Annotated in this window: 22 protein-coding genes and 1 riboswitch; of the genes, 4 read left to right on the forward strand and 18 right to left on the reverse strand. The window is 42.2% G+C overall.

The features are described 5' to 3' along the window. Positions 1-54: 54 nt before the first annotated feature. From dtd to OIT90_RS08205, 8 genes are all read right to left on the reverse strand, one after another. Entirely contained in the window at positions 55-498 is a 444-nt protein-coding gene (gene dtd, locus OIT90_RS08170; protein ID WP_474892432.1) for a D-aminoacyl-tRNA deacylase, read from the reverse strand. An 18-nt stretch (positions 499-516) separates the two neighbouring features. Continuing rightward, positions 517-2,727, reverse strand: a complete 2,211-nt coding sequence (locus tag OIT90_RS08175) for a RelA/SpoT family protein (protein WP_474892433.1) — start codon at positions 2,725-2,727, stop codon at positions 517-519. A gap of 142 nt (positions 2,728-2,869) precedes the next feature. After that, complete coding sequence (locus tag OIT90_RS08180; RefSeq protein WP_024423133.1) at positions 2,870-3,382, reverse strand: adenine phosphoribosyltransferase; 513 nt, start codon at positions 3,380-3,382, stop codon at positions 2,870-2,872. A gap of 23 nt (positions 3,383-3,405) precedes the next feature. Then, positions 3,406-5,730 (reverse strand): single-stranded-DNA-specific exonuclease RecJ, encoded by a 2,325-nt coding sequence (gene recJ, locus OIT90_RS08185; protein WP_474892434.1) that lies wholly within the window; start codon positions 5,728-5,730, stop codon positions 3,406-3,408. A gap of 81 nt (positions 5,731-5,811) precedes the next feature. Further along, positions 5,812-6,162, reverse strand: a complete 351-nt coding sequence (locus OIT90_RS08190) for a LapA family protein (RefSeq protein WP_039180309.1) — start codon at positions 6,160-6,162, stop codon at positions 5,812-5,814. A 101-nt stretch (positions 6,163-6,263) separates the two neighbouring features. Then, the gene (locus OIT90_RS08195) at positions 6,264-6,752 is read right to left on the reverse strand and encodes a cation:proton antiporter regulatory subunit (RefSeq protein ID WP_058838998.1); all 489 of its coding nucleotides are present in this window, start codon (positions 6,750-6,752) and stop codon (positions 6,264-6,266) included. A 358-nt stretch (positions 6,753-7,110) separates the two neighbouring features. After that, on the reverse strand, positions 7,111-9,339 hold the full coding sequence (gene secDF, locus OIT90_RS08200) for a protein translocase subunit SecDF (RefSeq protein ID WP_039180313.1): 2,229 nt from the start codon (positions 9,337-9,339) through the stop codon (positions 7,111-7,113). A 41-nt stretch (positions 9,340-9,380) separates the two neighbouring features. After that, positions 9,381-9,677 (reverse strand): post-transcriptional regulator, encoded by a 297-nt coding sequence (locus OIT90_RS08205; RefSeq protein ID WP_003216788.1) that lies wholly within the window; start codon positions 9,675-9,677, stop codon positions 9,381-9,383. Between the two features lie 116 nt (positions 9,678-9,793). On the opposite strand from OIT90_RS08205, the gene spoVB reads away from it, so the two are divergent. Next, complete coding sequence (gene spoVB / locus OIT90_RS08210; RefSeq protein WP_106025811.1) at positions 9,794-11,344, forward strand: stage V sporulation protein B; 1,551 nt, start codon at positions 9,794-9,796, stop codon at positions 11,342-11,344. Positions 11,345-11,359: 15 nt separating this feature from the next. On the opposite strand, the gene OIT90_RS08215 is transcribed toward spoVB, so the two are convergent. Then, a complete protein-coding gene (locus OIT90_RS08215) occupies positions 11,360-12,022 on the reverse strand; it encodes a DUF421 domain-containing protein (protein ID WP_039180318.1) in 663 nt (220 codons plus the stop codon). 151 nt (positions 12,023-12,173) lie between these two features. Between OIT90_RS08215 and OIT90_RS08220 the strand changes: the two genes are divergently transcribed. Continuing rightward, positions 12,174-12,551 carry a TIGR04086 family membrane protein gene (locus OIT90_RS08220; RefSeq protein ID WP_039180321.1) on the forward strand — a complete coding sequence of 126 codons (378 nt, stop codon included), beginning with the start codon at positions 12,174-12,176 and terminating at the stop codon, positions 12,549-12,551. 49 nt (positions 12,552-12,600) lie between these two features. On the opposite strand, the gene yajC is transcribed toward OIT90_RS08220, so the two are convergent. The 7 genes from yajC to OIT90_RS08255 all read right to left on the reverse strand — a co-directional run bounded on the left by yajC (position 12,601) and on the right by OIT90_RS08255 (position 17,618). Next, positions 12,601-12,867 carry a preprotein translocase subunit YajC gene (yajC, locus tag OIT90_RS08225; RefSeq protein WP_008360993.1) on the reverse strand — a complete coding sequence of 89 codons (267 nt, stop codon included), beginning with the start codon at positions 12,865-12,867 and terminating at the stop codon, positions 12,601-12,603. Positions 12,868-12,914: 47 nt separating this feature from the next. Then, the gene (gene tgt, locus OIT90_RS08230) at positions 12,915-14,060 is read right to left on the reverse strand and encodes a tRNA guanosine(34) transglycosylase Tgt (RefSeq protein ID WP_024423141.1); all 1,146 of its coding nucleotides are present in this window, start codon (positions 14,058-14,060) and stop codon (positions 12,915-12,917) included. Between the two features lie 31 nt (positions 14,061-14,091). Further along, entirely contained in the window at positions 14,092-15,120 is a 1,029-nt protein-coding gene (gene queA, locus OIT90_RS08235) for a tRNA preQ1(34) S-adenosylmethionine ribosyltransferase-isomerase QueA (protein WP_474892435.1), read from the reverse strand. 34 nt (positions 15,121-15,154) lie between these two features. After that, positions 15,155-15,355, reverse strand: a complete 201-nt coding sequence (locus OIT90_RS08240; protein ID WP_012010741.1) for a DUF2905 domain-containing protein — start codon at positions 15,353-15,355, stop codon at positions 15,155-15,157. Beyond that, a complete protein-coding gene (gene ruvB, locus OIT90_RS08245) occupies positions 15,348-16,352 on the reverse strand; it encodes a Holliday junction branch migration DNA helicase RuvB (protein ID WP_024423143.1) in 1,005 nt (334 codons plus the stop codon). The genes OIT90_RS08240 and ruvB overlap by 8 nt, the downstream gene beginning before the upstream one ends. Before the next feature lie 11 nt (positions 16,353-16,363). Then, positions 16,364-16,969, reverse strand: a complete 606-nt coding sequence (gene ruvA / locus OIT90_RS08250; protein WP_024423144.1) for a Holliday junction branch migration protein RuvA — start codon at positions 16,967-16,969, stop codon at positions 16,364-16,366. A gap of 148 nt (positions 16,970-17,117) precedes the next feature. Continuing rightward, on the reverse strand, positions 17,118-17,618 hold the full coding sequence (locus OIT90_RS08255) for an intercompartmental signaling factor BofC (protein WP_073979823.1): 501 nt from the start codon (positions 17,616-17,618) through the stop codon (positions 17,118-17,120). A 238-nt stretch (positions 17,619-17,856) separates the two neighbouring features. On the opposite strand from OIT90_RS08255, the gene OIT90_RS08260 reads away from it, so the two are divergent. Then, positions 17,857-18,501, forward strand: coding sequence for a serine/threonine protein kinase (locus tag OIT90_RS08260; protein ID WP_059375678.1), 645 nt, complete (start codon positions 17,857-17,859; stop codon positions 18,499-18,501). Positions 18,502-18,534: 33 nt separating this feature from the next. Here OIT90_RS08260 and OIT90_RS08265 read toward each other — a convergent pair whose 3' ends face one another. Further along, positions 18,535-18,717, reverse strand: a complete 183-nt coding sequence (locus tag OIT90_RS08265) for a hypothetical protein (protein WP_008342761.1) — start codon at positions 18,715-18,717, stop codon at positions 18,535-18,537. Between the two features lie 191 nt (positions 18,718-18,908). On the opposite strand from OIT90_RS08265, the gene OIT90_RS08270 reads away from it, so the two are divergent. Next, the gene (locus OIT90_RS08270) at positions 18,909-19,055 is read left to right on the forward strand and encodes a hypothetical protein (protein WP_167364625.1); all 147 of its coding nucleotides are present in this window, start codon (positions 18,909-18,911) and stop codon (positions 19,053-19,055) included. A 35-nt stretch (positions 19,056-19,090) separates the two neighbouring features. Here the strand turns inward: OIT90_RS08270 and thiC are convergent, their stop codons facing one another. Next, positions 19,091-20,851, reverse strand: a complete 1,761-nt coding sequence (thiC, locus tag OIT90_RS08275) for a phosphomethylpyrimidine synthase ThiC (protein ID WP_458209064.1) — start codon at positions 20,849-20,851, stop codon at positions 19,091-19,093. Between the two features lie 126 nt (positions 20,852-20,977). Continuing rightward, a riboswitch (TPP riboswitch) is annotated at positions 20,978-21,086 on the reverse strand. Positions 21,087-21,093: the final 7 nt, after the last annotated feature.

Below are 21,093 nucleotides of genomic sequence, written 5' to 3' on the forward strand. Positions count from 1 at the left end.
GAAAAAGACTCTAAACAAACTCCCGCATGAGTTCATCTACAGTCTAAAGAGAATCTATTCTTTGCTGTCCATCAAGATCGTGACTGGTCCTGAATTGGTCAATGACACGTCCATCATCGCACCAAAACGGCCAGTTTCAACATGGATACCTTTTTCTCTAAGGGTTTTATTGAAACATTCGTAAAGCGAATTGGCTACATCCGGCTTGGCGGCTTTCATAAAATTCGGCCGTCTGCCCTTTCTCGTATCACCATAAAGGGTAAATTGCGACACAGACAGAACGCTTCCTTTTATGTCCAATAGTGAACGATTCATTTTCCCATTTTCATCTTCAAAAATACGTAAATGTGCAAGCTTTTCAGCTAAGTAAAACACATCTTCTTCTGTATCTTCGTGTGTGACACCAACAAGCACCATATATCCTTCACTTATGGCACCTGTGATCTCTTCTTCTACCTTCACAGATGCATTTGTCACACGCTGCACAACAAGCCTCATAGACGATATACTTCCTTTCTAATTCATGAATCGGCGAACAGAGTAAATGTCTTTGATTTGTTTAATGCGCTCGACTACTTTGTGCAAATGATTAATATTTTGGATAAAGATCGCCATATGGATCGTCGCCACTTTGTTACGATCAGACTTCCCAGAAACAGAGGAGATGTTCGTTTTGGTTTCGTTAACTGCTTGAAGCACCTCATTGAGTAAGCCGCGTCTATCATATCCTAATATTTCAATTTCCACATTGTATTCTTTACGGTTTTTAGCAGGCTGCTCATGCTCCCACTCGACCGGAATTAACCGCTCCTGCGCTTCTCCTGTCTTCACGTTCGGACAGTCCTCACGGTGAACAGATACGCCTCGGCCCTTCGTAATAAAGCCGACAATGCTATCGCCAGGAACAGGGTTACAGCACTTAGATAAGCGGACAAGCAGGTTATCAATCCCTTTGACCCTTACGCCAGCTTCCCGTTTTTTCCCGTGATACGTCTTTGGTTCCACCGTCACTTCTTGAACGGTTTTCTCTTGCTCTTCTTGATCTCTTTGTTTTCTTTCTTTTTCCGTTAAACGATTGGCAACTTGTAGTGCAGTAATGCCGTTATATCCAACAGCTGCATACATGTCCTCTTCGTTTGAAAAATTAAATTTGTCAGCCACTTTTTGCAGGTTTTCAGCGGTCAGAATGTCTTTGACATCAAACTCAAGGTTTTTGATTTCTTTTTCCACGAGCTCTCGGCCTTTTTCGACATTTTCTTCACGGCGCTGTTTTTTGAAAAACTGTCTGATCTTGTGCTTCGCTTGGGAGGTTTGGGCAAGCTTGACCCAATCCTGACTTGGCCCGTAGCTGTGCTTTGATGTCAGAATTTCAATAATGTCACCTGTTTTTAGTTTGTGATCGAGTGTGACCATTTTGCCATTGACCTTGGCACCGATCGTTTTATTCCCAATTTCCGAGTGAATCCGGTAAGAGAAATCAATCGGAACTGAGCCCGATGGCAGTTCAATGACGTCTCCTTTTGGTGTAAACACAAACACCATATCAGAGAAGAGATCGATTTTTAACGATTCCATAAATTCTTCTGCATCTGTGGATTCGTTTTGGAATTCAAGAATTTCTCTAAACCAAGAAAGCTTCTTCTGGAAGACCGCTTCTTCCGTTGATTCTGCTGACTCTTTGCCTTCTTTATATGCCCAGTGTGCCGCAATCCCATATTCTGCAATTTCATGCATTTCCACTGTACGGATCTGAACTTCAAGCGGATCACCTTTTGGCCCAATCACCGTTGTATGAAGAGATTGGTACATGTTTGGCTTTGGCATCGCAATATAATCCTTAAATCTGCCTGGCATCGGTTTCCAGCATGTATGGATAATACCGAGCACCGCATAACAGTCTTTAATGCTGTCGACCAAAATACGAACGGCAAGCAGATCATAAATTTCATTAAACTGCTTATTTTGCAAGACCATTTTGCGATAAATGCTATAAATATGTTTTGGTCTTCCGGAAAATTCAGCCTTGATGTTCACCTCAGACACGCGGTCTTTCACTTCATTGACAACCTCGTCCAAGTATTCCTCACGTTCCGCTCGTTTACGCTTCATCAGATTCACAATTCGGTAATATTGTTGCGGATTTAAATAGCGGAGTGCTGTATCTTCAAGCTCCCACTTAATCTTTGAAATCCCTAATCTGTGCGCAAGCGGTGCAAAGATTTCAAGTGTTTCATTTGAAATTCTCCGCTGCTTTTCCTGCGGAAGATGTTTGAGCGTTCTCATGTTATGAAGACGGTCTGCCAGCTTAATCAAGATCACGCGGATATCTTGCGCCATTGCAACAAACATTTTTCGATGGTTTTCGGCCTGCTGTTCTTCTTGTGATTTATATTTAATCTTCCCGAGCTTAGTGACACCATCAACAAGCATTGCTACTTCTTCGTTAAAATGATCTTTTAAATCCTGTAATGTCACATCTGTATCCTCAACTACATCGTGCAGGAAACCGCCTGCAATGGTTGATGGATCCATTTCAAGGTCAACAAGAATGCCCGCCACTTGAATTGGATGGATAATATAGGGCTCACCAGATTTCCGGTATTGCTCCTTGTGTGCATTTTCAGCATATTCATATGCTCGCTCTATAAATTGAATATGTTCAGCGGACAGGTATTCTCTTGCCTTGTCAATGACCTGCTGCGCCGTTAAAACTTGTTCGTTCGCCATGGAATCACCTTTTTAAATGAAAACTGTATTGTAGTTTATTATCAAGAAAAATTCGATAGATGTAAAGAGAAGAAGTCCGCTAAAAGATTTTTGATAGGAAAAAAGCACCCTTCTTACTGAGTGCTTTTTACGAAAAACTCCATTAGTATTGCATTAACGTCATGATGTCGTAGCCGTCAAGCTTCTTTCTGCCGTCCAGATACGTCAGCTCAATCAAAAATGCAATCCCTGCCACAACGCCGCCTAATTCCTCTACAAGCTTGATGGACGCTTCAATTGTTCCACCAGTTGCCAGTAAGTCATCAGTAATCAGGACACGCTGACCAGGACGAATCGCATCTTTATGAATCGTTAATACATCTTTACCATATTCCAAGCCGTAATCGACTTTAATGACTTCACGAGGAAGCTTTCCTTCTTTACGAACCGGTGCAAAACCTACACCAAGTGCGTATGCTACAGGGCAGCCAATAATGAATCCACGCGCTTCAGGTCCAACAATGAGATCAATGTCTCTTTCCTTCGCGTATTCAACGATCTGATCCGTTGCATAACGGTACACTTCGCCTTTATCCATTAACGTTGTAATATCTTTAAATTGTACACCTTCCTTTGGGTAGTCAGGTACAACTGTCACATATTGTTTTAAATCCATCTTTTCCTTTTCCTCCTCGTACGTCAAAGCACAGGTGAGACTTCGCTCATCATGCTATTCAGCCATTCCTTCAGCTCTTTAGCTGAGGAATATGTTAGTGTTTGATCGAGTTCCATCAATCGTTGTTTTGCTGTATAGGACGCTGATGCCGTTAAATCTTTTTTAGGGGCATCAAGTACTATTGACAGCACACCATTCTCTATTTTAACAAAACCGAGTTCAAAAAACACCTTTGTCATAAAAATGATTGTATCTTTTGTCCAGCCTCTATGTTTGGCAAGCTCCATTCCTTGTTCTTTGATAGGAAAACTTCCCCGTTTAAACAAGAACCCATAAAACCATTTGAATTGATCACGGCTTGGGAAAGAGGACATAAAATGATCTTCTTCTCTTTGAAAAACCGTATAAATTCTGGCAGGCTTCTGATTTTCTAAAAGCTGCTTCAGCAATTGGTCATCTGCCGGAACATCCGCAAAGACCACATACTTTCCGTGTACATCAAATGTTGATACATTTTCTGCATGAACATGATGAATGGGGATATCGACGTTTTGTTTCGTTGCTTCATCAAAACAGATAACCAAAGATTTTTCTGAATCAAGCGTCGAAACTTTCTTCTCCCAATCCTTTTTCCCGCGCAGATCAAACAGCTGCCATTCATCAACTCGTGCATCTTTTAGCATCAGCTGGGGCTTTTTCCGGTTATTCCATTCATTGACGGACATTTCTCCAATCACGGAAATGCGGCTTCCTGGAACAATTTCTTCTTTTAATTTCCCTTGGTGAAAGCCGACACAGTCAAGCAGCTTGTCTTCGTCTTTCAGAGACATTTTAATATGGTTGTGATTTGCCCCAATTGTTCGGATATCTTCAAGCTTCGCATCTTCAATCATAATGAACGGTTTTGGGTTTGACATACCAAATGGTGACAGCATCCCTGCTTCTTCAATCGCTTGAACCGTCAATTCGTCTACCTTACACACAGCATCGACCCGCTGAATGGGAATAAAATCTTCTTCCGTCAATGTTTCATTGGCATATTGATTTAATCTTTCCCTTAGTAAAGCGACATCATCCGCTCGAAGTGTCATCCCTGCTGCCATCGGATGCCCGCCGAAATGCGGCAGGATGTCGCGGCATTTGCTTAGATGGAAGAATAGATCGAAGCCAGGAATGCTCCGGGCTGATCCTTTTGCCATTTGCGTTACTTCATCTATTCCAAGCACAATCGCCGGACGAGAAAAAGTATCCGTCAATTTAGAGGCAACAATTCCGACAACGCCCGGATTCCAGCCAGCTTTCGCTACAACGATCGCAGACTGGTCATCGCCTGCCTCTTCCACCATTTGAATGGCTTCTTCTGTGATCGTACTGACAATCTTTTGTCGTTCTTTATTCAGTTCCTGTACAAAACGAGCGAGCTCTTCTGCTTCATCCTTATCCTCAGTCATAAGAAGGTGAACAGCTGGATCTGCCTGTTCAATTCGTCCTACAGCATTCAGCCTTGGCGCAATTTGAAAGCCGACCGTTTCCTCGTTCGCTTCTTCTAAAGTGGCTCCCGCTTCTTTCAATAACGCTTTCAGCCCCGGTCTATTCGACTGACGAAGCTGCATAAGCCCTTTTTTGGCGAGCCATCTATTCTCATCATGAAGCGGTACAAGATCCGCGATTGTCCCGATTGCTGCAAGATCTAACAGCTGAACTGGCAGCTCCCCAAGAAGTGCATGCGCCACTTTAAACGCTACACCTACACCAGCAAGTTCTTTAAAGGGATACTCACAGCCTGGCTGCTTAGGATGGACAATGGCAAGTGCCTCAGGCAGCTCCTCACTTGGTTCATGGTGATCTGTAATGATCAGGTCTAGCCCTATTTCTTTTGCAATACGTGCTTCATTTACAGCAGCAATGCCTGTATCAACCGTGATGACAAGCGATGCTCCTTGCTCCTTGATATATCGAAAAGCCTGTTCATTAGGCCCATAGCCTTCTTTAAACCGATCTGGAATATAAAAGTCTACTATCGCAGACCGCTCTTTTAATGTATGTAAAAGTACAGACGTACTTGTCACACCATCTGCATCATAGTCTCCGAAGATCACAATCGATTCCTGCTCTTCGATCGCTTTGTTGATGCGCTCTACTGCTTCTTTCATTCCTTTTAATAGGAATGGATCATGAAATTCGGCTTTTTGATCAAATAAAAAAGACCTCGCCTCTTCTACTTCTTCAAGTCCTCTTTTTACGAGAAGCGATGCAGTCAGCGCTGAAATATTCAGATTTTCAGAGAGTGATTTCACTTTTTCTTCGCTTGGATGTTCATATTCCCAGCGCATTTTGGATAATAACATAAATTCACCCCTCAACCACACTATTATACTAGAGTGGCCTGAGGGGTTTCAATTTTTATTTTATGAAATTGTGCTGGAAGATTATTTTTCCTTCCGGTCAAATGATGCTGGCTGTTCTTTTAAAGGCGTAACATGCGATTTTTTTTGAAGATCTTTGTCTGCCTTTTTCGTCGAAGCAGCAGGTGCAGCAGCTGCACGCTCAGCTTTTAATGCCTTTAGTTCACGTTTCAGTTTCACAATTTGGAAGATCCCTGCAAATGCCACAATCAGTCCGCCCATTAAAACAGAACCGATAATGACGAGGATCAGCGGCCATTCAGCCGTTCCAAATAAGTAGTCTACCTCGACAGGCCGTACATTAATCACGGCAAATACTGAGACAATTAATACGAAAATAAATGCGAGTATGATGGTCCATTGTTGTTTGTTCATCTACAAATCCCCCAAGCTTTTTCTTTTATTCTTCCCTTTTCACTGCCTTTTTTAAACACAGAAAAAAAGCAGCGGAAGAAAACCTATCAGCATGGGCATCATCAGCTGCTGAGTTTTTCTTTAATCAGGTTCTTTAATTCTTTTCTTTCTCCAGAAATAACAAGGGTATCCCCTTCTTCGATGATGGTATCTGGTCCTGGATTTAAAATCTTCTCGTGTGATTTTCTCATAATGGCGATGACTGTTACTTGATAGTTTTGGCGAACATTGAGTTCACCGATGCTTCTTTGAACAGCTGGTGCATTCTTTTCAATTTTAAACCATTCAATCACTAGATCATCAATGGCTACCTCTACGGTTTCAAGCGCTTTCGGCTTATAGACCATGCCGCCTAAAATAGCCGCAATTTGTCTTGCTTCTTCATCGTTTAGCAGGATACCAGAAATCGTTTCTTCGTGGTCGTCCTCCTGAAAATGATACATTTCTCTTCTGCCGTCATTATGTGTAATGATGGCAAGCTTCTCATTATTTCTTGTGATCATTTCGGCTTTATGACCGATACCTGGCAGTTCAGTTTCCCGAACCTTCATCACAGCCCCTCCAATGAATAAAGCAAAATGCCTTAAACAGACACCCGCTTTCTATACTGATCTAAACGTAAGTCATTATAGCAAAAGACCATTTTAAGATCAATGAAACCCAAAATGTTTTTTCAATAGAAAAAGACTGCCGAAAAGGCAGTCTCAGATTGTTGAAAAAGGGCTAAAATGATATTTATTTTAGCCCTTTTTCTTCTTTTCAGCGTGATAGAAAACCTTTGCAGCCCTAGGAAGGACGAGTACCGGAGCGGAGCGAATTTGACATTCGTGAGCACCGGCACGCAGGACCGACAAAGAATGCGAGGGTTTGTCTACACGCTGAGACTGCCGAGAAGGCAGTTTTTCTAGATTAAATATCTTGATCTGTATCTATCTTAGCTGGTTTTTTCAGCTCGCGGCCTTTCCACATCAGCCAAATTTGTGCCGCGATATAAAGGGATGAATACACCCCTGTTAATAAGCCGACAAGTAAGGCGATGGAGAAGTTTGTAATCGACGCTGATCCGAAGATAAGCAGTGCGACAACAACGACAAGTACAGTCAGCACCGTATTGACAGATCGCGTAAAGGTTTGCTGTAAGCTTAAGTTCACAATGTACGATAGATCTTCAATGGTTTTCGGTTTACGTTTCTTCATTTGCTCACGAACCCTGTCGAAGGTAACGATCGTATCGTTGATCGAGTACCCGATGACCGTGAGGATCGCGGCAATGAAGGTGACATCCACCTCTAAGCGCGTAATACTAAAGAAGGCCACGATAAAGAACGCATCATATAGCAGTGAAATAATTGCCGCAATCGCCATCTTATACTCAAATCGGACGGATACATATAAAATGATCCCGATGGAGGCAATGATGACGGCATATAGCGCATTACGGGCAAGTTCTTTTCCGACAGTCGGAGACACTGTACTTACGTTTGGCTCCGTTCCGTATTTATCTTTGAAGTAATCTTTCACTTCAGCAATCTTTTCTTTGTTCGGCACACCGACAAATCTCGCTGCTGCCTGATTCTCTTTTTGACCCGATAACACGACACTGTCTGTCTCAAGGTCAAGCTTTTTAAAGTCTTGCTCGACTTGTTCAGTTGACAGCTTGTGATCACTTTGAATATCAATTCTAGTTCCACTTGTAAAGTCAATTCCCGCATTCAGCTTGAAGATGGAAAGAACGATGATTCCCGCAATGGTGATAGTAGCTGAGAAAATCATAAATCCTTTACGTTTGCTGACGAAATCCCACTTATCAAATGGTGTTTTTGGCTCGGTGGTTTCTGTTGTCTCATGGATGTTCATAATGTCTTTTTGACGAACACCAAACCAGCCTTTTCTCCGGTCAAGATAGCGGCTTTCAACAAGAAGACCGAGAAGGAATCTTGATAGGAAAACAGCTGTGATAAAGCTTGTTAAAATCGAGAGGATGAGCATTGTTGCAAATCCTTTTACAGAGCTTGTCCCGAAGAAGAACAGCACTCCGCCGGCAATAATACTTGTTAAGTTAGCATCAAAGATCGTCGCAAATGATCTGCGGTTCCCTGATCTGAAAGCAGAACGGACTGATTTGCCGAGCTTCAGCTCTTCCTTGATCCGCTCATAAGTAATAATGTTGGCATCGACAGCCATCCCTACCCCTAAAATGAGTGCGGCAATTCCAGGCAGTGTCATAACCGCGCCCATCCAGTCAAACACTTGCAGCGTAATGTAGATATAAGCTGAAAGTGTGATGACAGCTATAAGACCAGGTAATCGGTAATAAAACAGCATGAATAAGAAGATAAATGCGATTCCTACTATTCCTGCGAACACTGTTTCGTTCAGTGCTTGTTCACCAAACTGTGCACTCACAGATGTGGAATATTTTTCTGTTAATTTCACTGGCAATGCCCCGGCATTTAAAATACTCGCAAGGTCTTTTGCCTCTTGGACAGTAAACTTTCCTTCTATTTGTACGTCACTGCTGTTAATCTCTTGATTCACATTTGGTGCAGATACATACTTGTGGTTTGATTTTGAGACTTCTTTTTTGAAGGAATCTCCTTTGTGGTAATCAAGCCAAATGACAAGCTGATTATTTGGTGCCATCGCTGCTACTTTTCTTGTGACGTCACCAAATTTTTTCGCATCCTTTAGTTTAACCGTCACAATTGGCTCATTCGTTTGACTGAATGTTTGTTTTGCACTGTTTTCGACTAGGTCAGCCCCGTTTAGGAGTTCTTTATCATTCGTATCTCTGAAGGATAGCTGTGCTTCAGTGGAAAGAATCTCCCTTGCTCTGTTTTGATCTTTTACACCCGCAAGCTGCACGCGGATACGGTTGTTGCCTTCAATCGAAATGTTCGGCTCACTTACACCAAGCACGTTTGCTCTTCGGTTAAGAGCCTCCACTGTACTAACGAGAACACTATTTGTGATCTTGTCCTCTTTTTTCACTGGATGTACATCATACAGGACTTCAAATCCACCCTGTAAATCCAGCCCTAGCGTCATATCTTTCGCAACAGGCTTTGTTAGTAAGCCCACGCCAGTTCCGATTAACAGAACCACTAAGAAAAACGCAAGAATGCGCCCTTTTTTCATTATGTATTTCCTCCTTAAACACCTGAATCCATTAAGATGGCTTATTTTAACAGTTCATCAAGCATATTCTTGCCATCTTCACTGTCCAAAAAAGCAGACGTTTTAAACGACTGAACGGTTGCATAGTTCATAAATTCGCCTATTTTCACAGATAAGATATCTGCAACCATTTCATGAATCGGATACTCTTGTTTTTTCTTCCACTTCTTATTCTCTAAGTATGACCATAATTCCTCTAAATCTACATCTTTATAGCCCAAAACGATGAATTCTTCAAGCTTACTGAACAGAAAAGGCTTTAAATGGTCTTTGTAAATAGCAGCTGGATGTTGTGTCATTGCGTAGCTCCCCCTTTTCAGTTTTTTATCGAGAGACTTGTCATGCTTGGACGATATACACGCATATCTTATTGTATATGATTCTATGTCGTTTGAGAAGGCAGGTGATCTGTGATTTGACGAAGCAAACGTTTTTAAAGGGGACCATTATTTTAATTTTAGCAGGTTTTATCACGAGAATATTGGGTTTTGTCAATCGAATTGTCATTGCGAGGTTCATTGGCGAAGAAGGGGTCGGACTTTATATGATGGCTGCACCTACCTTTTTTCTCGCCGTGACGCTCACGCAATTCGGACTGCCTGTCGCCATTAGTAAGCTTGTCGCAGAAGCAGAAGCCCGGGGTGACAAACAGAAAACAAAACGTATTCTGGTCATGTCCCTTGCGATAACAGGAACACTCAGCCTGATTTTCACGCCGCTCTTTTTATGGTTTGCGCCTATCATGGCAGAAAATATGCTGACAGACCCTAGAACGGTCTATCCACTGCTTGCCATTACACCCGTCGTACCAGTCATCGCCATTTCCAGTGTGTTAAGAGGCTATTTCCAAGGCAGACAGCAAATGAGTCCGCTCGCGATGTCTCAAGTTCTGGAACAGGTCGCAAGAATTTCATTAGTCGCGGTATGTACAACGGCTTTCCTTCCTTACGGGATTGAATTTGCGGCAGCAGGTGCGATGGTGTCATCTGTGATTGGAGAGATGATTTCACTTGCTTACTTACTGATTGCCTTTCGCTATAAAAAGACCATTCGTATTCGAAAACGATTTTTTAAGGCGATTCATGACGGGAAGGACACATTTAAGCAGCTGATGAGCATTGCCCTGCCAACAACAGGCAGCCGTTTTATCGGGAATATTTCGTGGTTTTTAGAGCCGATTGTTGTCGCGCAAAGTCTTGCCATTGCTGGATATGCGGCTGTTGAGGCGACAAGGCAGTACGGGGAGTTGACCGGGCTTGCCCTGACCCTTTTGACACTGCCTAGTTTTATTACGTATTCACTCTCAACTGCATTAGTTCCGGCGATCAGTGAAGGAATGGAGCAGAATAAACGTAAAACGGTCGAATACCGGCTGAAGCAGGCGATGCGCCTTTGTTTACTCAGCGGAGGCATTTCATGTATTATTCTTTTCGTTTACGCAGAAGATTTAACGCTCTTTATGTATGGTTCATCGCATGCGGCTGTTTATGTGAAATTTATGGCGCCATTTTTCCTTCTATATTATTTTCAGGGGCCCCTTCAAGCCGTACTTCAAGCACTCAATTTAGCTGGTGCGGCGATGACCAACAGCCTGATAGGTGCAATTGTAAAAACAGGGATGATTTTTGTTCTTGCTTCACAGCCTGGCTTTGGCATTATGGGCGCAGCACTTGCGATCTTAATCGGCATCATCCTTGTCACACTGCTCCATGCGGCAACTGTTGGAAAGGTGCTACCTATTCATTTACCATTAAAGGAATATGGACTTTGCGTCCTTGTGATTATCGGTACGGGGGCTGTCAGCCTTTGGCTGAAATCTCAAGTAAACGGACTCTTTTCTGCTCCTATTGAACTTGTAACACTCATCTTTGTTACGTGCATGCTGTATGTCATTCTATTAATCTGCCTAGGACTAGTGAAACGAGAAGAGCTGCGCCGCATCCCGTTCATTGGGAAGCTGTTTTAGCTCATCTGTTTTAGCTCATCTCTTTTTGATCACTTCATCTTTCAAATCAATATAAAATGTTTTTTGATTAAAGCTGCAGTAAGAGATTTGCTCGATATCATGGTAACCTCTTTTAGCAAGCTCATCTTTCAACCACTGTTCATTTTGATTGATTTGCTTAAGGTGATCATGCTGCACTACACCGTCCGCAACAAGTGGAAGCTCAAGCGCTGCATGTTTGAGCTTGTTTTCTTTTTCGACGACGGCGAGCTTTCCAGACGGCTCTAAAATAGCGTAAGAGACATCCTGAATACTGTCGATGTTATTTTCTCTTAATTGAATAAGCAGGTCATCAAAATTGTATCGCTGTTTTCTCATAGCACCCTCGTCTATTTTGCCATTGATGATGAGCAAGACCGGTTTGCCGTCAAGAAAGCGCCGGACGCCTTGGAATTTCAATGAGAGATAGGCAAGTGTGATTTGAATGAAGGTTAACAGCAGGATTGGCCATACCGTATGTAACATGTGATCCTCTACTTCTTCTATGGCGAGAACCGCAATTTCTGCAATCATCATAAAAATGACTAGATCTAAAATACTCAGCTCGCCAATTTCCCTTTTGCCCATTAAGCGAAAGATAAACCAAATAAGAAAATATAGAATGATGGTTCTCATGGAAATGATCAAGATGTCCTGCATGTGATGTAAACCCTCCTTCTCCAACATAGCTTGTGTCAAAACACTTTATTTATGTAGAAAAGAAACGTCTGAAACATGTCTATTTTTTCTCCACTGTGAATACATTTTAGTAAAAGACAAGCTTCGGTCAATTGGAGAGGAGACAAATCACATGCAAGAAACAAAACATATTGGAAAAGGCATTTTATCCGGATTAATTGCCATTTTTGTCGTGATGGTTGTCACAAGTTTACTTGTGTCGCTCATGCTTACATTCACAAGTATGCAGGAATCATCATTTAAATGGATGATTATGATTTTGTCCTTTGTTGCCCTGTTATTAGGAGGCATCATTTCTGGCGGGAAAGCAAAGGAGCGCGGCTGGCTAATTGGTGCGATCACATCTATCATTTTTTCTCTCACTGTATTTTTATTTCAATATTTGGGGTTTGGAAAAACGTTTTCACCAGAGCAGTTCATCTATCATGGAGCATTTTTAGGCATTTGTATGCTGGGGGGAATGATTGGCGTCAATCTTCGAGGTAAATAAAAAAAGAGCGGTTCATATCGCTCTTTTTTTATTGCTATGTATCGGAGGATTAGCCTTTGTCAGCTAATTCTCTAATAGCACGGCGATCGAAAGTTAAACGGTTGTTTTCGCTTGTTTTGATGACCACTTTTGATTCATCAATTGAGTCGATTTCACCGTGTAAACCACCGATTGTGACGATTTTATCGCCTTTTGATAAAGATTGCTGCATCTGACGCACAGCTTTCTGTTGCTTTTGCTGTGGACGGATTAACAAGAAGTAAAGCACAGCAAACATGACAACAATCATAATGATTGAACCCATACCACCATCCATTCTATTTCACCCCTTTCTAAAGCATTGTAAAGCCTTTCGTTTATGCGTTAAAAGTTTTTCGCATTCGGTTTGTTAAAGCCATAACGCTCAAAAAACTCTTCTTTAAAATCACCTAAACGATCCTCACGGATAGCTTCTCTCACTTGCTCCATTAATTTTAACAGAAAATGAAGATTATGATAAGTTGTTAATCGAATTCCGAACGTTTCATTTGTTCGGATGAGATGTCTAATATAGGCGCGTGTATAGTTTTTACATGTATAGCAGTCACAGTTCTCATCGATTGGTCTAAAGTCACGCTCATATTTTGCATTTTTCACAACAAGACGGCCTTCACTTGTCATTAAGGTACCGTTTCTTGCAATTCGCGTAGGCAGTACGCAGTCAAACATATCTACACCGCGAATGGCGCCGTCAATTAAGGAATCTGGCGAGCCGACACCCATTAAGTACCTTGGTTTGTCTGCCGGTAAAAATGGTGTAGTGAACTCAAGTACACGATTCATCACATCTTTTGGTTCCCCTACAGATAAGCCTCCGATGGCGTAGCCTGGGAAATCAAGTGAAACAAGGTCTTTTGCACTTTGTTTTCGAAGCTCTTCGTATTCTCCGCCTTGGACAATTCCAAACAGCCCTTGATCCTCTGGACGCTGGTGCGCTGTTAAACAGCGCTCTGCCCATCTGCTTGTCCGCTCCACAGAACGTTTCATGTAATCATACTCTGCAGGATATGGCGGGCATTCATCAAATGCCATCATAATATCAGAGCCAAGCGCATTTTGGATGTCCATAGCTTTTTCAGGAGATAGGAACAGCTTGTCTCCGTTTAAGTGATTACGGAAGTGAACGCCTTCTTCTTCAATTTTTCTAAATTCACTCAATGAGAAAACTTGGAATCCGCCTGAATCAGTTAGAATGGCTCGGTCCCAGTTCATAAATTTGTGCAGACCGCCTGCTTCTTTTACGATATCGTGACCTGGACGGAGCCATAAGTGGTACGTATTGCTTAAGATGATGCCTGCATCCATTGCCTTTAATTCTTCAGGCGCCATTGTTTTGACTGTAGCCAGTGTACCTACTGGCATAAATACAGGTGTTTCAAAAGAGCCGTGCGGTGTATGAACGCGGCCAAGACGTGCACCTGTTTGTTTGCATGATTTAATGAACTCATAACGTATCGGTAATTGCGACAAAAATGAGCCCTCCTGTCTTTGTTGTATGATGTTATTGAATCAGCATGGCATCGCCAAAGCTGAAGAATCGGTATTCCTCTTTCACAGCCTCATTGTACGCTTTTAGTACGTGCTCTCGTCCAGCTAATGCGCTGACAAGCATAATTAACGAGGATTTTGGCAGATGGAAATTTGTGATCATGCCATCAATTGCCTTGAATGTGTAGCCAGGGTAAATAAAGATCGACGTCCAGCCGCTTGAGGCTTTGAACTCACCATTGTGTGCACTTGCAATGGTTTCAAGCGTTCTTGTTGACGTTGTGCCGACTGAAATAATCCGTCCGCCTTCTTTGCGAACGCGATTAAGATTATCAGCTGTTTCTTCATTCATTTCATAAAACTCTGCGTGCATTTCGTGTTCTTCAATACGTTCTGCACTTACGGGACGAAACGTGCCAAGCCCCACGTGCAGCGTAATGAAAGCAATGTGTACACCTTTCGCTTTCAGCGCATCCAGCAGCTCGGTTGTAAAATGGAGACCGGCAGTTGGGGCAGCAGCGGAGCCAACCTCTTTTGAATAAACGGTTTGATAGCGTTCACGGTCATCAAGCTGCTCTTTAATATATGGAGGCAGCGGCATTTCACCAAGGGATTCAAGCACTTCATAAAAAATGCCTGTATATTGAAACTCGACTTTTCTTCCGCCATGTTCCATTTCCTCTGTACATACCGCTTTGAGCCGTCCATCACCAAAAGTGATAACCGTTCCTTTTTTCACCCGTTTCGCTGGTTTTACAAGTGTTTCCCATTTATCTCCTTCTTCTTGTTTTAATAGAAGCAGCTCAACTTTGGCACCTGTATCCTCTTTCATACCAAACAGACGTGCAGGCAGAACGCGAGTATTGTTTAGAACGAGACAATCACCTTTTTGAAAATAATCGATGATTTGTGAGAATGTATCATGTGTAATCGCACCCGTTTGTTTGTTTAAGACCATCAGTCTTGATGCATCTCTTTTTTCAAGCGGCACTTGGGCAATCAATCTTTCTGGTAAATCAAAATCAAATAGTTCTAGCTTCATTTCCTTCACCTATTCTGTAGTTAACTAGTTAACGTTATTTCATCCGTCCAAAGATATTCAGTAATATGGTTAGTACGATGCTAATGACAATGCATGTAATGACAGGAAAAAAGAACGTTACATTTCCTTTTTTCACAAAAATATCACCTGGAAGCTTACCAACCAATTGAAACACTAATCCTGCGGCAAAAAGGACACCACCTAAAATCATTAATATTTTAGGGAATTCAGTCACGAATCGGAACCTCCATTTGAAAATGTTCATACGCTTCTCTTGTGACGACCCGCCCTCTTGGTGTTCTTTGCAGGAAACCAATTTGCAGCAAGTACGGTTCGTACACATCTTCAATCGTATGTGATTCTTCTCCAATTGTCGCTGAGATCGTATCAAGCCCAACAGGACCGCCTCTAAATTTTTCAATCATACTTAAAAGTAGCTTATGGTCTATATGATCGAGGCCAAGCCTGTCGACTTGAAGACGCTCAAGTGCATCTTCCGCAATGTCCTGCGTAATAGCATGATTCCCAAGCACCTGCGCAAAATCTCTTACTCTTCTGAGCAAACGATTGGCAACCCTCGGTGTTCCACGGGAACGTCTCGCTATCTCTTCGGCAGAGCGAATATCGATCCCAATCTCAAACAGCTCGGCTGTTCTTGCCACAATGTGAGCCAAATCTCTTTGCTCATAGTATTCCAATCTTGCATGTACCCCAAACCTATCACGAAGCGGCGCAGTTAACAGCCCGACACGGGTCGTTGCACCTACAAGCGTAAATGGCGGTAAATCAAGCCGTACAGAGCGTGCTGTATCTCCTTTTCCAATGACAATATCTAAACAAAAATCCTCCATTGCTGGGTACAGCACTTCCTCAATTGAGCGCTGCAAGCGGTGAATTTCATCAATAAACAATACATCACCTGGCTCAAGAGACGTTAAGATGGCCGCCAAATCTCCAGGACGCTCAATGGCTGGTCCTGACGTTGTACGCAGCTGAACATTCATTTCATTGGCAATAATCGACGCAAGCGTTGTTTTCCCAAGTCCAGGAGGTCCATATAAAAGGACGTGATCAAGCGTTTCCTGCCGCATGCGGGCAGCTTCAATAAATACGCTGAGATTATCCTTTACTTTTTGCTGACCGATATATTGGCTAAGTGTCTGTGGCCGCAGACTTTGCTCAATGGCTGATTCATGGTTGTCTGCTTCAGTTGAGACGAGCCGTTCATCCATGAGACATCACCCTATTTCAACATTTTTTGTAAAGCTTTTTTCACATATTGATCGGTTGTAAGATTCTTTTCTTCTTTTAATAATGGAAGAACCTTTTTAATTTCACGATCACCGTATCCAAGGACACTCAAGGCTTCAAGCGCTTCATCTAATGCAGTTTGCTGCGTTTCAACCTGAATGTGGTCCTCGTGATTAAATAAGTTGCCAATCATTTCTGGTACCACATCTGCAAGTTTTCCTTTTAGATCCAAAATGATTTGACGTGCTGTTTTTTTGCCCACACCAGGGAATTTAATCAGGAACGCTTCATCTTCACGTTCTATCGCTGAAATGACAGCGCCAGGATCACCGGAAGCAAGAATAGCGAGTGCGCCCTTTGGCCCTATTCCTGTGACATTTAACAGTTTTGTAAACAGCGCTTTTTCTTCTCGTGTTTGAAAACCGTATAACGAAAATGCGTCTTCCTTTATGTAATGATACGTATAAATCGTTTCTTGTTTGTTTACTCGATAGATAAACGGGTTTGGGGTATAGACTTGATATCCCACTCCGCCGTTTTCAATGACAACATATTGCGGGCACACATAATCAATGGTCCCTTTTACAAACTCTATCACCGTTTTCACCTCTTTGACTGTTCTTCATTGTAACATAAATCGAGGAGAAAACCGCAATAAAAGTTAACATACGTTCGCTCAGTACATTTTTATCATGAAACCATGAAAAACAGCTTGCGGTCTTCACACCAGCAAGCTGTTACATGCTTTAAAACGATATTTCATTTCGGTAAGGCTTCATGACTTCAAGCACATGCTCAAATTCATCCTTTGTTCGAAAAGGAATACCTTGCTCAAGCTGTTTTTCCACATGACTTTCTAAACGGGACGTATCAATTTGAAAAAAGAGATGAATAGGCTCCGCCCAGCCGTCAGGCCTTCCATGAAACGTAGAAATCACACCGTCCTCTGATAATCCGATATATCCATTTGCTTTACTTAATGGAGAGATATCATCAATTTGCTTTCTAAAAAGGGCAAAATCCTCTTTTTGTTCTACCAGCGTCCAGCCTTTATACTGCGCCCAGAATGTGTCTTTGTCTTCTAATGATGCTCGGTGTCTTTCAATACTCACATCGCCGTCTAAATAGACTTTTTCAAGCTGGACGGTGATAGAGTTTGACTGCTTTTGCAAGTGTTCTTTCCCTTCCATATCCGCAGCGAAAAAAAGCACACTTGTCATGATAAGTCCTGTAACGAAACATTTCATCTTCACTTTCACTATTTACACCTCTTTAGAACATGAGATCGATGCATGACATATGTAGTTTGACCCATTTTTCTAAACATTAACCACATCGATGATTCAAATGTATGGTAAGAGTCTTTCATTGTATCCTTCATTCGTAAATGTTATGTTTTATACAATCCATTGCTTTATCGAGTGACACGTTTTTTCATCATTCGTTTTTCAGCCGCATAAACTGAAACCAAAGAAGGTGAAGTCAATGTCAGATGTCAAAAGATTAGCCGAATCGATTCAGTATCATGAAGAGAAACGTTTTCATAAGCTTGCCTATAAACCAGCAGAGCTTGAACTGTGCGGCAAAGGAAGAAGTGCCTATGTCTTTTTATATAAAAAAGACGGCAAGAAAATGGCACTAAAAGTCTTTTTCCCTTCTTATCAGCATATTGCCCGCAAAGAGGCTGCCATTTACGAAAAACTTTCTGGTTCGTCTTACTACCCTGAGATTTATGAGTCTGGGGATCAGTATATTTTAATGGAATATATTAAAGGCTACACATTCTATGAATGCCTTACAAAAGGAATTCCTATTAAAAAACAAATGATCAATCAAGTCGATGATGCGCTGGAGGAAGCGCGCGAGAAAGGATTGAATCCTTCTGATATCCATCTGCGCAATCTGATCTTAACAAAAGAAGGACGAATCAGAGTCATTGACGTTGCCAGATTCACGCAAACGAAAGCATGTCATCAATGGGATGATTTAAAAGCCGCTTATGCTTATTACCAAAAACCTTTTTTCCCTAAAAAAGCACCGCGTCTTTGGCTTGAAGTGATTGCTTATTTGTATAAAAAGAACTGGCTGTCCCGCGGGCAGCTTAATAATCGAAATGATTTTTCTGCATAACAAAAGCCGCTCTATTTGAGCGGCTTTCTGTTGTTATTCTGTTTCTACATGGATACTATTGACGTTTAATAGGTTAATGATTTCATTATTCAGCTTAAACCAATGATTGGCTTCTTCAATTTTTTTATACACATCATAGGTAGCTGGACGTTTGAGCTCGAAATCAAGCACTTCCCCATTGTTCATATGAAATGTTACCTTAAATACTTTCATCATAAGATCACCTTCCACTCTTCTTGTTCGCTGGTCAAATAGATCAGCTCTTTTCATTCATTCTCTATTCAACTCGTTTCCCCTCCTTCTTTCCATTCAAACCCAAGAAGTTTAAATTTTGTTTAAATTCACACAACATATCTATCTCTCATATCTGCAAAGAAGTATATTAGTGAAAAAGGAGGCTGCCCTTGATGAAGCAGAAAAAGAAACGAACATCTCCAGAAAGAAAAACAGTCTTTTTTCATTTAACAGATGCTCTCATTCCAAGTGTGGACATGATGGCATATGCAGCAAAGGCATTTTTTCACCTTTTAAGAAAAGCCTTTTCAGCGGTTTGATAAAACCCCGCACAGCATCGTGCGAGGTTCTTTTTTTATGGCTGATAAATTTGACTTCCTTGACTGACAAACTCCTTCGCCTTCTTTTCCATCTCTCTTTTTACTTCTTCAGATTGATTGCGGATATCATGAGAAATTTTCATACTGCAAAACTTCGGTCCGCACATCGAGCAAAAGTGAGCGGTTTTAGCGCCTTCGGCAGGCAATGTTTCATCATGGAACGCCAAGGCTCTTTCTGGATCAAGTGACAGGTTGAATTGGTCCCGCCATCTAAATTCAAACCTCGCTTTCGATAAAGCATCATCGCGCTTTTGAGCCGCAGGATGTCCTTTTGCTAGATCAGCGGCATGTGCTGCAATTTTATAGGCGATCACGCCTTCTCTCACATCTTCTTTGTTCGGCAGACCTAAATGCTCTTTTGGTGTTACATAGCACAGCATTGCTGTTCCGTACCAGCCGATCATGGCCGCACCGATCGCGGATGTAATGTGATCATACCCAGGTGCGATATCTGTTGTAAGAGGCCCTAACGTATAAAATGGTGCTTCCTTGCAAATGTCCATTTGCTTGTCCACATTTTCTTTGATTTTATCCATTGGGACATGTCCGGGCCCTTCAATCATTACCTGCACATCATGTTTCCAAGCAATCTCTGTTAACTCACCTAACGTTTCCAGCTCTGCAAACTGCGCCTCATCATTGGCATCAGCAATCGAGCCTGGTCTAAGTCCATCTCCAAGTGAAAAGGCGATATCATATTTTTTCATAATTTCACAAATGTCTTCGAAGTGAGTGTAGAGGAAATTCTCTTGATGATGAGCAAGACACCATCTTGCCATAATTGCACCACCTCTTGAAACAATTCCGGTCACCCGATCGACAGTGAGCGGAATATATCTTAACAGCACGCCAGCATGAATCGTGAAATAGTCTACACCTTGCTCCGCTTGTTCAATTAATGTGTCCCTGTACACACCCCACGTCAAATCTTCTGCGACTCCATTCACTTTTTCAAGGGCCTGATAGATAGGAACGGTTCCTACTGGGACTGGGCAATTCCGAATGATCCATTCTCTCGTTGTATGAATATCCTTTCCAGTAGACAGATCCATCATTGTATCTGCCCCCCATCTGATCGCCCATGTCATTTTTTCAACCTCTTCATCAATGGATGACGTGACAGCCGAATTGCCAATATTCGCATTGATTTTGACATGAAAATTCCTTCCGATAATCATTGGTTCACTTTCTGGATGGTTAATATTTGAAGGAATGACGGCTCTTCCGCTCGCTACTTCCTCTCTAACGAACTCAGGGCTTAGCTCTTCTCTTATTGCGATAAACTCCATTTCAGGCGTAATGATGCCTTTTTTGGCATAATGCATTTGCGTCACGCGCGCTCCTTGTTTCGCGCGGAGCGGCTTATGATGAAAATTAGTTTGGACAGAATGGATGGACTCCTTCTCCCTTGAACGGTATCCATTATCCTCCGGTCTTACATGACGCCCTTCATAGCTTTCTGTATCTCCTCTTTCTTCAATCCATGCTGCCCTAAGACGCTTTAACCCCTTTGTGACGTCAATATGAACGTTCTCATCCGTATACGGTCCACTCGTATCGTATACACGGACTGGTTCATTTTTTATGTCGCCCGCCTCTGTCACAGTATGTGAGAGCGTAATCTCTCTTTTTGGCACTAAGATATCGGGTCTTGATCCTTTCTCATACACCTTATGGCTGCCGTCAAAGCTAGATAACAATGATTGGTTGGATGGGACACTTTTCTTTTCTTTCATTTGCTGTTCTCTCCTTTTCTTCTTGTCACCGGACAGGATGGAATCAGCACCAGCAAAAAACCAGGCTCTATTTAAAGAACCTGGTTTCGTCGTCAGAAATAAACATGCATATCATTGATATGATACATGCATCATCTTCAACTTCCCCACGCTGGTACGAGCCAGATCAGGTCCAAAGGGTTAAGAAGCTTATACTTCTCTCTCAGCCCATTTACGGGCACCCCTAGTCACTTTTATTGATT

The sequence above is a fragment of the Bacillus sp. ABR genome (genome assembly GCF_056172715.1).